The following is a 14,114-nucleotide window of genomic DNA, read 5'->3' on the forward strand; positions in this document are numbered from 1 at the left end:
CCCCGTCCATTTTTGCGCCCGGCCGGGGGGGGGGGGGGGGGGCGCGGGGGGGGGGGCGTCTGCGGCCCGACCCCGCGGGGGCGGCGCCCCGCCCGGGGGGGGGGGGGGGGGGGGGGCCCCCCCCCCCCCCCCCCCCCGCCGGGGAGGACTGACGGAGCGTCAGGCCGGGAACTTGAAGGCCCGGTCCTTGCCGCTCTTGGCAATGGTCTGGCCGATCGCGTCCGCGACGTCCTGCGGGGTGATCGGGCCCTGCTGGCCGTTCTTGGTGGTCTTCAGCTTGTCGAAGACCGGGCCGATCGCGGTGCCCAGCTTGTCCAGGTCCCACTTCAGCACCACGGTGCCGGACGCGTCCGGGGCCAGCACCAGCGCCTTGGCCGCGGTGTTGCGGCCGAAGACGAACTGCTTGGCGCCGGACGACACGGTGATGTTGCCGTTCAGCACCTGCTTGCCGAGCGAGTCGGCGGCGGCCTGCAGGGCGTCCTGGCCGACCTTCGGCTGGGCCGCCGCGGTCGGCAGCACCAGCTCGGCCTCCGGCCGGCCCGCCGCCCGGTCCCGGTAGGCCTGCTCGACCTTGTCGGCCGCGGAGGCCGAGTCCAGCGACTGGCCGGCCCGGCCCGGCACCACCTCGGCGGTGCCCGCGTCGGTGAACCGGACGAAGCCCTCCTGCAGGCTGCTCTGCCCGGACTTGGCGCCCAGGTCGTCCAGCGCGGCCTTCAGCTTGGCCTTGTCGACCCGCACCTGCGGCTGGACCGCCTTGCCGCTGCCGGTCAGCGAACCGAACACGTCCACCGGGCTGTAGCTGTGCCGGGTGAGCGAGTCGACCGTCGCCGTGGTGTCGAAGGACAGGCCCGCGCTGGCCGGGTCCAGCTCCACCGCCTGGTCGCCGACCTTCAGCTTCAGCGGCTGCCGGCCGATCTTGCCGACCGAGCCGTCCAGCACCGTCACGGCCTGGTCCCGGGAGTCGCCGCCGATCGAGGTGCCGAGCACCGTGGTGCCCTTGGGGATGTCGGACTGGTTCATCATCAGGCCGGCGCCGTAGCCCGCCGCGCCCAGGAACAGCACCGCCACGGCGGCGGTCAGCAGCAGCTTCCGGGCACCGCGGGCCTTCGGGGCCGCCTTCGACCCGGACGCCGGCTCCGGCTCGGCCTCCGACTCCGCCTGGGCCTGCGCCGTGGCGGGCGGCACCGGCCGCTTCGGGGTGGCCGCCCGCGGGCCGCCCGGGAAGGGCTGCGCGGCGGGCACGTCGGCGAACCGGCCGCCGCCCTCGCCGGCCGGGCGCGGGCGCTCGGTGCCGAAGGGGTCCGCGGGAGCTGCGGGGGTGCCCGCCGGGGCGGCCGCGCCCGGGCCGTTCAGGAACAGCTGGGTGGTCGGCGGGTCCTCGGCCCGCCGCCCCCGGTCGGCGGCCGGGCCGCCGAACAGCTCGGTGGTGGGCGGGTCCGCGAACGGCTCGCCGCCGGCCGGAGCGGATATGCCCGCCCCCGGCGGCAGGTCGTCGCCGGTGATCGGGTCGAAGCCGCCGATCTGGGTGTCCTCGGGCTCACCGCCGCCCGCGCCCGGGAAGCCCGGGCCGGGGACCGGCGAACCGCCGGGGCGGCCGTTCGCGGCGGGCAGGCCGTGCTGGGACGGCGGGCCGGCGAACGGGTCCCGGCCGGCGGGCGGCGGGGTCGGCCGGCCCTGCGGCGCCGACCGCTCCGCGAACGGGTCGCCCTGCGGCGGCATCGGGTGCCCGCCGGTGCGGGAGGACGGGTCCTCCGGGCCGAACGGCGAGGCGGGCGCGCCGGACGGGCGCGGCGCGGGCGGCTGCTGCTGGGCCTGCGGCTGCGGAGTCTGCGGCTGCTGGGCCTGCGCGGGCTGCTGCCGGCGCGGGAGCTGCTGGGCCTGCTGCGGGGCCTGCTGGGCGCTGTGCGGCGCCGGGCGGCCCTGCGGGGCCGTCCCGGGGCCGTCCGGCCGGGCGCCGCCGGAGCGGGCGGCCACCGGGGCGGTCGGCGCGCCCGCCGGAGCGGGCTCCTGACGGCCCTTCTGGCGCGGCTTGAACCACTCGCCGGTGGACTCCGCCTCGGAGGGCTTCGGCGCGGGCTCCTGCCACTCCGGCGGCAGCTCCGGCGCGGTCGCGCCGCGGGTGCCGGCGTCCATCACGCCGAGCACCGGGTCGCCGCCCCCGTTGCGGTGGCGCGGACCCGCCGGGTCGGCGGCCGGGGCGGCGGGCTGCTCGGCCCGGCTCCGGGCCTTGCCGCCCCGGTTCCCGTCCTTGTCCTTGACCTTGCTCTGCACCACGACCGGGGGGATCGGCCGGGAACCGGGGATGTTGATCCGCACCCGGGTGGTCAGCGTGGTCTCCGTCTTGGGCGTGTCGGCCTCGTCGGCGGGACCGGGAGCGGTCCGTCCGGCGGCCGGGTCCGCGCCGACCCCACCGGGCAGGCCGGTGCCGTACGGCGGGGTGCCCGACGGGTACGCGTCGGGGCCACCGCGGCGGGGCTGCGGGTGGGCGTTGTCAGATTCGCGGCTGCTCAATGCTGCTCTGCTCCGGGTTCGCGGCCGGGCCGGCGGGGCCGTCCGCTGCGTATGGGGCGGGTGACCGACGGACGACGGCGTGCGGCGTGCGGCGGGCCGACCGGCCCCGGGGACATCAGCTGTTCACATGTCGGCTGCGGCGAGCGCCCCGCCACGCGAGTGGTGCCGAAGCTACCGTCCCGCCCGGTCGGGCCGGACAGGGGGGTGGGCCCGCCGAGGCACCACCATACCGACAAGGAATCCGGCCCGTCCGGCGACCGGGGGACACGAATGGTCCGAAACCCCCCGGTATGCGTTAGCGGCCGCCGTCCCTGACGGTCCGTCGGGGCTCCGGCACCGGCCCGCCGAACAGGAACCCGGTGCGGGTCGGCAGGGTCGCGCAGACCACGCCGAGCACCGAACCGCCGAACAGGTAGACGTACGAGGTGACCGCCGTGGTCAGCACCAGGTCGCCCTCCGGCCGGGGCGCCATCAGCACCGCCAGCACCAGGAACCAGCCGCCCAGCGCCATGCCCGCGCCGAGCTTGGTGCCGGTCGCCCGCAGCCCGCCGTAGAACAGCCCGGCGCAGGCCAGCAGCGCCAGCAGCACGCCCAGCGGGGGCCACAGGGTCTGCACGAAAGCTCCGCAGACCGAGGCCGCCGCGCCGAGCAGGAACAGCACGGCGTACAGCACGACCCGCAGGCCGCGCGGCGGCAGCGGCTCGGCGACCCGCTGGTCGCGGGTGCCGAAGAACAGGTGCAGGAACCTCACCGCGCCACCTCCGCGAACAGGTCGGTCTCGGGGGAGCCGGGGCCGAGCGGGCCGCGCACCAGCTCGTAGTACTCGGTGGCCGGCAGCGGCTGCCCGAGGTCGTTGCTGAGCGCGAAGTGGCGGCCGTCCACCACGATCTGGGTGGCGTGCGCCCGCATCGCGGCGGCCTTCGCACCGAGCTGCGCCGAGACGTCCACGGCGGTGGTGACCAGCGCGTCGTCCACCACGCCGGGGATCTGCTCGACCGGCGCGACGCCGCCGAACCGGGCCTCGGCGGCGGTCTCCCGCAGCCCGGCCTCGGCCACCGAGCGCGGCACCCGGTTCCAGTACACCTTGGCGATCCGCCAGGGCGCGCCCAGCTCCGGGCGGAACCCCGGGTCGGCGGCCAGCTCGTGGGCGCGCATCGCCACCCGGTGGGCCTGGATGTGGTCGGGGTGGCCGTAGCCGCCGTCCTGGTCGTACGTCACCAGCACCTGCGGGCGGACCTCGCGGACCACCGCGACCAGGTGGCCGGCCGCCTCGTCGACGTCCGCCCGCCAGAAGCAGGACGGGTCGTCGTTGTCCGGGACGCCCATCATCCCGGAGTCCCGCCAACGGCCCGGGCCGCCCAGGAAGCGGTGGTCGGTGACACCCAACGCGCGCATCGCGGCGGCGAGTTCGCCGACCCGGTGGGCGCCCAGGGTGTTGTCGCGGGACTGCTCCAGGTGGGCCAGCTCCGGCGGGATCACCTCACCGCCCTCGCCCAGCGTGCAGGTCACCAGGGTGACCCGGACGCCCTCGGCGGCGTAGCGGGCCATGGTGCCGCCGTTGTTGATCGACTCGTCGTCGGGGTGGGCGTGCACCAGCAGCAGCCCGCGGCCACCGGCCGGGGCGGGTACGGAGGTCATGCCCGGCAGCTTACGGCCTGCCCGGAGCGGGACTCCCGGACAGGCCGCGCGGCGTGCCGACCCCGGCTAGAGCTTCAGGCCGTTGATCATCCCGGCCAGGTTGGCCGTCACCTGCTGGATCGACGGGGCGATCGAGCTGGAGGCCAGGTAGAAGCCGAGCAGCGCGCACACCAGGGCGTGACTCAGCTTCAGACCGGAGCGGCGGACCAGGAGCCAGACCACGACGAGCATCAGGACGACGGCGGAGACGGACAAAGCCATGACGGCTCACACCCTTCCTCGGGTGCGCGGCCCCGGGGACGGGGCGGCGGGCGGAACGATGGTCAACTGATACCCGATCGGTGACGAACGGGTGACGTTCCGTGAGTTCCACCGGGGTGTCGGGCGGGTCGGACCCCGGTGCGCCGCCGCCGGTCAGCGGCGGTCCGAACGGCCGTGCGGGCCCGGCGCGGCCGCCTGCGCCGTACGGGTGAGCGCCCGGGGCCGGAGCCGTAGGGTCGGCCGCATGACCACCGAGAAGCCGCACGACACCTTCCCCCGGCAGTACGCGCGCACCCAGCGGTTCACCGCGGGCGCGCCCCGGTCGTTCACCGTCACCCCGGACGGCGCCCGGGTGCTGTTCCTGCGCTCCCGGGGCACCGGGCAGGCCGCCAACCTGCTCTGGAGCCTGGACGTGGCGACCGGCGCCGAGACCGTGCTCGCCGACCCGGAGGCACTGCTCGGCGGCGCCGCCGAGGAACTCTCCGCCGCCGAGCGGGCCCGCCGCGAACGCAGCCGGGAGACCTCCGCCGGGATCGTCGGCTACACCCTGGACGCGGCCGCCCGGACCGCCGTGTTCGTGCTCTCCGGGCGGCTGTTCGCGGTCGACACGGCGAGCGGCGCGGCCCGCGAACTGCCCGCCGCCACCCCGCTGCTGGACCCGCGCCCGAGCCCCGACGGCACGCACGTCGCGTACGCCACCCCGGCCGGCGAGCTGCGGGTGACCGCCGCCGACGGCAGCGGCGACCGGCTGCTCGCCGGGCCCGAGGAGGACGGCGTCCGCTGGGGGCAGGCCGAGTTCGTCGCCCAGGAGGAGATGGCCCGCGACCGCGGCCACTGGTGGGCCCCCGACGGCGGCGCGGTGCTGGCCGCCCGGGTCGACGACCGGCCGGTGCGCCGCTGGTGGATCGCCGACCCGGCCAACCCCGACCGCCCGCCGGTCGAGGTCGCCTACCCGGCCGCCGGCACCCCCAACGCCGAGGTCGACCTCTGGCTGCTCGGCCTCGACGGCACCCGCACCGAGATCCGCCGGGACCGCGCCGCGCACCCCTACCTGGCCCGGGTGCACTGGGCGGCCGGCGCCCCGCCGCTGCTCCAGGTGCAGGCCCGCGACCAGCGCGAACAGCTGCTGCTGGAGGCCGACCCGGCCACCGGGGAGACCCGGGTGCTGCTGACCGAGCGCGACCCGGACTGGCTGGAGCTGTTCCGCGGCGTCCCGGTCCGGGCCGCCGACGGGCGGCTGGTGCGGATCGCCGACCGGGACGGCGCCCGGGTCCTGCTGGTCGGCGAGGAGGCCGCCACCGACGCCGGGCTGCATGTCCGCGCGGTGCTCGGGGCCGACGAGGACGGCGTGCTGTTCACCGCCTCCACCGGGGCCGCCGAGTTCGAGCGGCGCCCGCCCGGCTGGCTCGGCGTCTTCGAGGCCGGGCCGGACGGCGTCCGGGAGGTCGGCGACGGCGCGCTCGGCGCCGTCCGGGCCGGCGGCACCACCGTGCTCACCACCGCACACCCGCTGCGCCCCGGCAGCACCGCCACCGTGCTGCGGGCCGGCACCGAGCCCCGGGTGATCGCCTCGTACGCCGACACCCCGCTGCTGACGGCCCGTCCGGTGTTCCGGTTCGCCGGGGAGCGGCGGATCCCGTGCGCGGTGCTGCTGCCCACCGGCTACGACCCGGACACCGACGGGGCGCTGCCGGTGCTGATGGACCCGTACGGCGGCCCGCACGGGCAGCGGGTGGTGCAGGCGCACAACCCGCACCTGGTGTCGCAGTGGTTCGCCGACCAGGGTTTCGCGGTGATCGTCGCGGACGGGCGCGGCACCCCCGGGCACAGCCCCGGCTGGGAGAAGTCGATCAGCCGGCGGACCGCCGAGGTCTCGGTCGAGGACCAGGTCGACGCGCTGCACGCGCTCGCCGAGCAGTTCCCGCTCGACCTCGGCAGGGTCGCGATCCGCGGCTGGTCCTACGGCGGCTACCTGGCCGCCGCCGCCGTGCTGCGCGCCCCCGAGGTGTTCCACGCCGCGGTGGCCGGCGCGCCCGTCACCGAGCACGAGCTCTACGACACCCACTACACCGAGCGCTACTACGGCCACCCCGCGACCGAACCCGAGGCGTACCGGGCCAACTCGCTGGTGGAGCTGGCCCCCGCGCTGCGCCGGCCGCTGATGATCGTGCACGGCCTGGCCGACGACAACGTGGTGGTCGCGCACAGCCTGCGGCTGTCCACCGCGCTGCTCGCGGCCGGCCGGCCGCACACCGTGCTGCCGCTGTCCGGGGTCACCCACATGACGCCGCAGGAGGAGGTCGCGGAGAACCTGCTGCTGCTCCAGGTGCGCTTCCTGAAGGAGTCGCTCGGCCTGCCGGGGCGGCCGCTGTAACGGTTCCCGCCGTGACATCCGTCATGCGGAGGTCACGACGGCGCACACTGCCGCGGCCACCCCCGTCCCGAGGAACCTGGAGGAGTCGGAGAGAACGGCTCTCGAAGGGACTTGGTGGAGATGACGACGGGAACGGGGGAGGTCGCGGCCTTCCGGAACGTCAGCAGGAGCTACGGCCGGGTGAAGGCGGTGAACGGCCTCGACCTGGTGCTGCGACCGGGCGAGACGGTCGCCCTGCTCGGACCCAACGGCGCGGGCAAGTCCAGCAGCCTCGACCTGCTGCTGGGCCTGCGCGAGCCCGACAGCGGCACCGTCGAGCTGTTCGGCGGCACCCCGCGGGCCGCGATCGCGGCCGGCCGGGTCGGCGCGATGTTGCAGAGCGGCGGCCTGATGAGCGACGTCAAGGTCCGCGAGATCGTCGAACTGGCCTGCAAGGTGCACCCCAAGGGCCACCCGGTCGACCAGGTGCTGGCCACCGCCGGGATCACCGAACTCGCCGACCGCCGGGTCGACAAGCTCTCCGGCGGCCAGGAGCAGCGGGTCCGGTTCGCCCTCGCGGTGGCCGGGGCCAACGACCTGATCGTCCTGGACGAGCCCACCACCGGCATGGACGTCTCGGTCCGCCAGCAGTTCTGGGCCGCGATGCGGGCCCAGGCCGACGCCGGGCGCACCGTGCTGTTCGCCACCCACTACCTGGAGGAGGCCGACTCCATCGCCGACCGGGTGCTGGTCCTGCACAAGGGCCGGCTGATCGCCGACGGCTCCTCCGCCGAGATCAAGGCCCGGGCCGGCGCCCGCCGGATCGGCTTCGAACTGCACCCCTCCGACGGCGGCGCCTTCGACGAGACCGTGCTGCGCGCCCTGCCCGGCACCGTCGGACTGGACGTCAGCGTCCGCGCCGACGGCGTCCGCACCGTCCGCATCCGCTCCGCCGACGCCGACGCCGGCGTGGCCGCGCTCTACAAGGCGGGCCTGTACCCGCGCGGGCTGGAGGTCACCAGCCTCGGCCTGGAGCAGGCCTTCCTGACCATCACCGGCGAGCAGGACGACCAGGACGACCAGGACGACCGGGACCACGAGGAGAGCGCGCGATGACCACCCTGATCAAGCTGGAGATCCTGCGCACCCTGCGCAACAAGCGGTACCTGATGTTCACGGTGCTCTACCCCGCGCTGCTGTACGTCTTCTTCATCAGCGCCTACGGCAGCGGCGGCACGGTGGCCGACGGAGTCTCCGTCAAGTCGTACTTCATGGTCTCGATGGCCACCTTCGGCGCGGTCGGCGCGGTGCTCACCGGCTCCGCCCAGCGGATCTCGCTGGAGCGCAAGAGCGGCTGGACCCGCCAACTGCGGCTCACCGCACTGCCCGGCCGGGCCTACACCCTCGGCAAGATCGCCGCCTGCGCGGTCACCACGCTGCCCGCGATCCTGGTGGTCTTCGTGATCGGCGCGATCGAGGGCGTCGACCTCACCGCCGCCCAGTGGCTCGGCCTCGGCGCCGCGCTCTGGCTCGGCAGCTTCGTCTTCGCCGCGCTCGGCGTCGCCCTCGGCTACGCCGCCGAGCCGGACGCGATCCAGCCCGTCGTGATGATCGTCTACATGCTGATGGCGCTGTTCGGCGGCACCTGGTTCCCGGTCGGCGACTCGCTGAAGACCTACGCCCGGTTCAACCCGGTCTACGACTACAACCAGCTCGCCTCGTTCGTCCACGGCCAGGGCGTCGCGGTCGTCCCGATCCTCGCCCTGGGCGGCTTCCTGGTGCTCTTCACCGCCGCCGCGGCCCACCTGTACCGCAAGGACGCCCGGCAGGCATGATGGCCCGCATGCAGACGCCCGCACCGGCCCGCCACCCCGACCAGTCCGGGGAGGCCGGGCCGGACGGCCGCTGGACCACCTACCCCGGGGCCACGGTCGAGACCCGCCGCCAACTGCTCGTCAAGCTCACCTGGACGGCGATCTGGGCGCTCTACCTCGCCTACCCCGTCCAGGACCTGACGACCGGCCGGCACACCGCCGCCGCCACCGTCGCCGGGGCCGGGGCCCTGGTGCTCTTCCTGGGCGCCTACCTCGGCGTGGTGGTGATGCGGAACCGGCCGGCCTTCGGCCAGCTCGCGGAGCGGGTGCCGCTCGGCCTGATGCTGCTGATCGCGATCGTCACCTCGGTCACCCTCGGCGAGGCCTGGCTGACCCTGTTCACCTACACCTCGGTCTGCGCCTCGGTGGTGATGCCCGGCCGCCGGGCGATCGGCGGCATCCTCGGCGTCACCGCGGTCTTCGTCCTGGTCGGCCTCGTCATCCGGGCCGACGCCGGGACGATGGTCAGCATCGGCCTGCCCTGCCTGCTGGCCGGCGTCGCGATGTACAGCATGCAGAAACTCGTCGCCACCATGCGGGAGTTGAAGGAGGCCCGAGCCGCCGTGGCGCACCTCGCCGCCTCCGAGGAGCGGCTCCGGCTGGCCCGCGACCTGCACGACCTGCTCGGGCACTCGCTCTCGCTGATCGCGATCAAGGGCGAGCTGGCCGGCCGGCTGATGGACGCCGGCAAGGGCCCCGAGGCCCGCGCCCAGGTCGCCGACATCGAGCAGGTCGCCCGGCAGTCCCTCACCGACGTCCGGGAGGCCGTCACCGGCTTCCGCCGCCCCACCCTCCCGGTCGAACTCGCCGCCGCCCGGACCGCGTTGACCGCCAGCCAGATCCAGCTCGACGCCGACCCCCGGCTCGCCGAGGAGCGCCCCGGCCTCGGCGCCGAGGAGTCCGGCGTGCTCGCCTGGGCGCTGCGCGAGGCCGTCACCAACGTGGTCCGGCACGGCGCCGGCGCCACCCGCTGCACCGTCCACCTCGACGAGACCTGGGAGGAGGACGGGCGCTACGCCGTCCTGGAGGTCGTCGACAACGGGCCCGGGCCCGGCAAGTCCGGGGCCGGCAACGGCCTCTCCGGCCTCGGCGAACGGCTCGAACAGGTCGGCGGCCGGCTCGTCACCGGACCGGCCGACCGCGGCAAGGGCTTCCGGCTCCGCGCCCTGGTTCCGCTGCTGCCCGGCCCCAGCGGGCAATAGGCTGCCCCGCGTGACCGAAGCAACGGGTGGACGACCGGTGCGAGTTCTGCTCGCCGAGGACCAGGGCATGGTGCGGGAGGCGCTCGCCGCGCTGCTCTCGCTGGAGGACGACCTGGAGGTGGTCGCGCAGGTCTCGCGCGGCGACGAGGTGGTGGCGGCGGTGACGGAGCACGACGTCGACGTCGCCGTCCTGGACATCGAGATGCCCGGGATGACCGGCATCGACGCCTGCGGCGAGATCCGCAAGGCCCGGCCGCGGACCAAGGTGGTCATCGCCACCACCTTCGGCCGGCCCGGCTACCTGCGCCGCGCCATGGAGTACGGGGCCGACGCCTTCCTGGTCAAGGACGCGCCCGCCGCACAGCTCGCCGAGGCGATCCGGCGGGTGCTGCGCGGCGAGAAGGTGATCGACCCGACGCTGGCCGCGGCCGCCCTCTCCGAGGGGGCCAACCCGCTGACCGCCCGCGAGCGCGAGGTGCTGGCCGCCGCCGCCGACGGTGCGGTCAACGCCGAGATCGCGCGGCGCCTGCACCTGTCCGAGGGGACGGTCCGCAACTACCTGTCGATGGCGATCCAGAAGACCGCCGCCCGGAACCGGGCCGAGGCGGTCCGGGTCGCCCGCGAGAAGGGCTGGCTGTAGCGGCCCCGCCGCCGCCCGGTCAGTTCAGGCGGTGGCGGGCGGACTTGGCCTCCTGGCGGACCTTGGCGGCGCTCTCCGGGTCGAAGGCGTCGAGGATCTCCGCGTAGGAGTCCATCTCGGCCGCGCCGCCCAGGAAGTCGCCGGTCTTGACCAGCAACTCGGCCCGCTCCAGGCGCAGTTGCGCCGGGTGCCGGGGCAGCAGCAGGGCCAGCTCGGCGGCCCAGAGCTGGGTGCGGGCGTGCTCCGGGCGGTCGGCGGCCCAGCGGCGGATGTTGCCCAGGACCCGCAGCACCAGGTCCAAGGGCTGGGCGGGGGTCAGCAGTTCGGGCGAGTAGCGGTGCCCGGAGGCGGCCACCAGGCGCTCGACGTCCGGGACGTCGAGCAGCCGGCCGCCGTGGAACGGGTCGGCCAGCACGTACTCGTCGCCGCCCGCCGGGCCGCCCACCGCCACGATGAAGTGCCCCGGCAGCGCGATGCCGTGCACGGTCAGGCCGGCCCGGGCGGCGACCGCCGACCAGACCAGCGAGAGCGTGATCGGCAGCCCGCGGCGGCGGCGCAGCACCTCCGGCAGCAGCGAGGACTCCAGCCGCAGGTAGTCGGACTGCCGGCCGTGGAAGCGCTCGCGCCCGCCGAGCACCGCCGCGAGCAGCGCGGCGGTCTCCTCGGGGCCGCTCGGGCGCCGCTCCGCGACGGCCTCGCGGATGGCGGCGGCATGCCGGTCCAGCGCGGCCTGACAGGCGGTCAGGAGGGTGTCCGGGTCGGGCTGTTCACTGTCGCCGGGGTCGCCGAGGGTGTGCTCGGCGGCGGCGAGCAGGCACAGCAGCACCGGGTCGGGGCGCTCGGCCCGGGCCTCGGCACGGAAGCGGTTTCTGCTCTGCTCGGTCACTGCGGCCTTCGGTTCGGCAGCGGTCGTGGCTCACTTCAGGTGGTGCACGCTACCGCTGGGAGAGGCGGGCGTAGTGGTAAGTGTGACTGGTCGTGAAGCCCAGGCCGTCGTACAGGGCGATCGCGCCGCTGTTCTCGGCCTCGACCTGCAGGTAGGCGCCGGTGGCGCCCTCCTCGGCGGCCCGGGACGCCAGTCGGGCCATCACGGCGGTGGCCAGCCCGCGGCGGCGGGCGGCCGGGACGACCTCGACCGCGCCGAAGCAGGCCCAGTCGCCGTCCACCGCCAGGCGGCCGATCGCCAGCGGGGCGCCGTCCGGGCCCGGCACGTGGCCGAACCAGACCGAGGGCCCGCCGTGCAGCACGGCGGTGGCGGCGGCCTCCAGGGCCGGGTCGTCGCCGACCCGGCGGTACAGCGCCAGCCACTCCGGGCCGGCGGCGCGGGCCAGCCGGACGTCCGGCCCGTCGCCCGCCCGGGCCAGTTCGCCGAGCGGCGCGGTGCGCACCAGGGTCGGCGCCAGGGCGGCGCCGAAGCGCTCCAGCGCGGCGGCCAGGCCGTCCGGCGCGCCCGGCGAGACCAGTTCGACGTGGGCGGGCAGCCCGCGGGCCGCGTACCAGTCCGCCACCAGGCGCAGCGCCTCGTCCAGCGGCACGCCCGGATCGCCCAGCGCCTGCACCGAGTTGGCGCGCCGGGTGAACCCGGACGAGGCGCGCAGCGTCCACTCGCCGAGCGGCTCCTGCTCGACCGCGGGCCAGCCGCGCGCGGCGATCCGCTGGAGCGCGAGCGGGGAGACCGCCGGGGCCGGCCGGCGGCGGGCCGGGAACGGGGGCACCGCCTTGCCCGCGACCAGCAGTTCGGCGGCGATCCGCACCCCGGGGCCGGTGCGCGGCTCGACCGTCAACCCGCTGTCGTCCCAACCGGTGAGCACGCCGATCACATCGCGGAACTGCGGACGGCCGTCCGCCACGCCGTCCAGACGCCGGACCGACACGCGTCGTCCCACGTCAGAGCGGTCTATCCGGACCTCCGGACGGGACTCGAGCGGTACTCCGCCGAGCATCAACGGCACCTCCTGTGCATTTGCGGTCGTCGACCCGCGATACTAGGTGCGGGCATCGACGACGCCGCGCGCACTGCGCGACCGAGTAAACAGTAGGGCGGCAGCCCTTCCGAGGAGGAACGACAGCGTGACCTACGTCATCGCGCAGCCTTGTGTCGACGTGAAGGACAAGGCGTGCATCGAAGAGTGCCCCGTCGACTGCATCTACGAGGGTGAGCGCTCCCTCTACATCCACCCGGACGAGTGCGTCGACTGCGGCGCCTGCGAGCCGGTCTGCCCGGTCGAGGCGATCTTCTACGAGGACGACACCCCGGAGGAGTGGAAGGACTACTACAAGGCGAACGTGGAGTTCTTCGACGACCTGGGCTCGCCCGGCGGCGCCTCCAAGCTCGGCCTGATCGAGCGCGACCACCCGTTCATCGCCGCGCTGCCCCCGCAGAACGCCGAACACTGAGCCGATCGGTGGCATCCACGCTGTGAGCACCAACGACAGCACGCACGCGCCGTTCCCGGGCCACCCGGGGGCGGCGCGCCGCGTATCCGACCGCCTGCCGGTCTTCCCCTGGGACAAGCTGGAGCCCTACAAGCGGACGGCCGAGGCCCACCCCGACGGGCTGTGCGACTTCTCGGTCGGCACCCCCGTCGACCCGGTGCCGGAGCTGGTCCAGCGGGCGCTGGCCGCGCACACCGACACCCCCGGCTACCCCACCGTGTGGGGCCCGCTGTCGCTGCGCGACGCGATCGCCGGGTGGCTGAACCGCCGCTGCGGCGCGGAGATCGGCCCCGAGGCCGTCCTCCCCACCGTCGGCTCCAAGGAACTGGTGGCCTGGCTGCCGGGACAGCTCGGCCTCGGCCCCGGCGACCAGGTCGCCTACCCGAAGCTCGCCTACCCCACCTACGAGGTCGGGGCGCTGCTGTGCGGCGCCGAACCGGTCGCGTACGAGGACGTCGACGAGCTGGACGGCTCCAAGGTCCGGCTGCTCTGGCTGAACTCGCCGTCCAACCCGACCGGCCGGGTGCTCGGCGCGGACGAACTGCGCCGCGCCGTCGAGTGGGCCCGGGCGCACCGGGTGCTGCTGGTCAGCGACGAGTGCTACCTCGAACTGGGCTGGGACGCCGAGCCGGTGTCCGTGCTGCACCCCTCGGTGTGCGGCGGCTCGCACGAGGGCCTGCTGGCCGTGCACTCGCTCTCCAAGCGCTCCAACCTGGCCGGCTACCGGGCCTCCTTCGCGGCCGGCGACCCGGTGGTGGTCCGCGAACTGCTGGAGGTCCGCAAGCACGGCGGCATGATCGTGCCCGCGCCGGTGCAGGCGGCCACCGCGGCCGCGCTCGCCGACGACGCGCACGTGGCCGAGCAGCGGGCCCGCTACGCCCAGCGGCGCAGCGCGCTGCGGGCCGCGCTGGAGGCGTACGGCTTCCGGATCGAGCACTCCGAGGCGAGCCTGTACCTGTGGGCGACCCAGGACCGGCCGTGCTGGGAGACGGTGGCCGAACTGGCCGCCCTGGGCATCCTGGTGGCGCCCGGCGACTTCTACGGCCCGGCCGGCGACCGCTTCGTCCGGGTGGCGTTCACCGCCACCGACGAGCGGGTGGCCGCGGCGGTGGAGCGGCTCAAGCGCTGACGCCCCGACGGGGTGCGCGGAAGGGGCGGAGCCGGTCGGCTCCGCCCCTTCCGCGCACTGTGCCCCGACG

At 75.6% G+C, this 14,114-nt stretch carries 13 protein-coding genes; 7 read left to right on the forward strand and 6 right to left on the reverse strand.

Features of this window, described 5'->3' with window-relative positions; translation table 11 throughout:
* Positions 1 to 159: 159 nt before the first annotated feature.
* The 4 genes from ACIQBJ_RS22180 to ACIQBJ_RS22195 all read right to left on the reverse strand — a co-directional run bounded on the left by ACIQBJ_RS22180 (position 160) and on the right by ACIQBJ_RS22195 (position 4,410).
* A complete protein-coding gene (locus tag ACIQBJ_RS22180) occupies positions 160 to 2,511 on the reverse strand; it encodes a hypothetical protein (protein WP_400713097.1) in 2,352 nt (783 codons plus the stop codon).
* A gap of 295 nt (positions 2,512 to 2,806) precedes the next feature.
* Positions 2,807 to 3,262: a DUF6113 family protein gene (locus ACIQBJ_RS22185; RefSeq protein WP_400713100.1), complete on the reverse strand. Its 456-nt coding sequence runs from the start codon at positions 3,260 to 3,262 to the stop codon at positions 2,807 to 2,809.
* Positions 3,259 to 4,149 (reverse strand): N-acetyl-1-D-myo-inositol-2-amino-2-deoxy-alpha-D-glucopyranoside deacetylase, encoded by an 891-nt coding sequence (mshB, locus tag ACIQBJ_RS22190; protein WP_400713103.1) that lies wholly within the window; start codon positions 4,147 to 4,149, stop codon positions 3,259 to 3,261. The genes ACIQBJ_RS22185 and mshB overlap by 4 nt, the downstream gene beginning before the upstream one ends.
* A 66-nt stretch (positions 4,150 to 4,215) precedes the next feature.
* On the reverse strand, positions 4,216 to 4,410 hold the full coding sequence (locus ACIQBJ_RS22195; protein ID WP_400713106.1) for a DUF2304 domain-containing protein: 195 nt from the start codon (positions 4,408 to 4,410) through the stop codon (positions 4,216 to 4,218).
* Positions 4,411 to 4,654: 244 nt separating this feature from the next.
* Between ACIQBJ_RS22195 and ACIQBJ_RS22200 the strand changes: the two genes are divergently transcribed.
* The 5 genes from ACIQBJ_RS22200 (at position 4,655) to ACIQBJ_RS22220 (ending at position 10,479) form a co-directional block, all read left to right on the forward strand.
* A complete protein-coding gene (locus ACIQBJ_RS22200; RefSeq protein WP_400713109.1) occupies positions 4,655 to 6,784 on the forward strand; it encodes an alpha/beta fold hydrolase in 2,130 nt (709 codons plus the stop codon).
* A 120-nt stretch (positions 6,785 to 6,904) separates the two neighbouring features.
* Positions 6,905 to 7,879: an ABC transporter ATP-binding protein gene (locus ACIQBJ_RS22205; protein ID WP_400713112.1), complete on the forward strand. Its 975-nt coding sequence runs from the start codon at positions 6,905 to 6,907 to the stop codon at positions 7,877 to 7,879.
* Positions 7,876 to 8,598, forward strand: a complete 723-nt coding sequence (locus ACIQBJ_RS22210; protein ID WP_400713115.1) for an ABC transporter permease — start codon at positions 7,876 to 7,878, stop codon at positions 8,596 to 8,598. The genes ACIQBJ_RS22205 and ACIQBJ_RS22210 overlap by 4 nt, the downstream gene beginning before the upstream one ends.
* Positions 8,599 to 8,606: 8 nt before the next feature.
* Positions 8,607 to 9,839, forward strand: a complete 1,233-nt coding sequence (locus tag ACIQBJ_RS22215; protein ID WP_400713118.1) for a sensor histidine kinase — start codon at positions 8,607 to 8,609, stop codon at positions 9,837 to 9,839.
* Between the two features lie 37 nt (positions 9,840 to 9,876).
* Complete coding sequence (locus ACIQBJ_RS22220; RefSeq protein WP_400713121.1) at positions 9,877 to 10,479, forward strand: response regulator; 603 nt, start codon at positions 9,877 to 9,879, stop codon at positions 10,477 to 10,479.
* 19 nt (positions 10,480 to 10,498) lie between these two features.
* Here the strand turns inward: ACIQBJ_RS22220 and ACIQBJ_RS22225 are convergent, their stop codons facing one another.
* Both ACIQBJ_RS22225 and ACIQBJ_RS22230 read right to left on the reverse strand, forming a co-directional pair.
* Entirely contained in the window at positions 10,499 to 11,365 is an 867-nt protein-coding gene (locus ACIQBJ_RS22225; RefSeq protein WP_400713124.1) for a transglutaminase family protein, read from the reverse strand.
* A 49-nt stretch (positions 11,366 to 11,414) separates the two neighbouring features.
* Positions 11,415 to 12,353 (reverse strand): GNAT family N-acetyltransferase, encoded by a 939-nt coding sequence (locus tag ACIQBJ_RS22230; protein WP_400713127.1) that lies wholly within the window; start codon positions 12,351 to 12,353, stop codon positions 11,415 to 11,417.
* A 196-nt stretch (positions 12,354 to 12,549) separates the two neighbouring features.
* Between ACIQBJ_RS22230 and fdxA the strand changes: the two genes are divergently transcribed.
* Together fdxA and dapC are read left to right on the forward strand one after the other, a co-directional pair.
* Complete coding sequence (fdxA, locus tag ACIQBJ_RS22235; protein WP_030459925.1) at positions 12,550 to 12,876, forward strand: ferredoxin; 327 nt, start codon at positions 12,550 to 12,552, stop codon at positions 12,874 to 12,876.
* Positions 12,877 to 12,898: 22 nt separating this feature from the next.
* Positions 12,899 to 14,044 carry a succinyldiaminopimelate transaminase gene (gene dapC / locus ACIQBJ_RS22240; protein ID WP_400713130.1) on the forward strand — a complete coding sequence of 382 codons (1,146 nt, stop codon included), beginning with the start codon at positions 12,899 to 12,901 and terminating at the stop codon, positions 14,042 to 14,044.
* The last annotated feature ends 70 nt before the right edge of the window (positions 14,045 to 14,114 follow it).

It is taken from the genome of Kitasatospora sp. NPDC088391 (genome assembly GCF_044753345.1).
Classification (GTDB): Bacteria; Actinomycetota; Actinomycetes; order Streptomycetales; family Streptomycetaceae; genus Kitasatospora.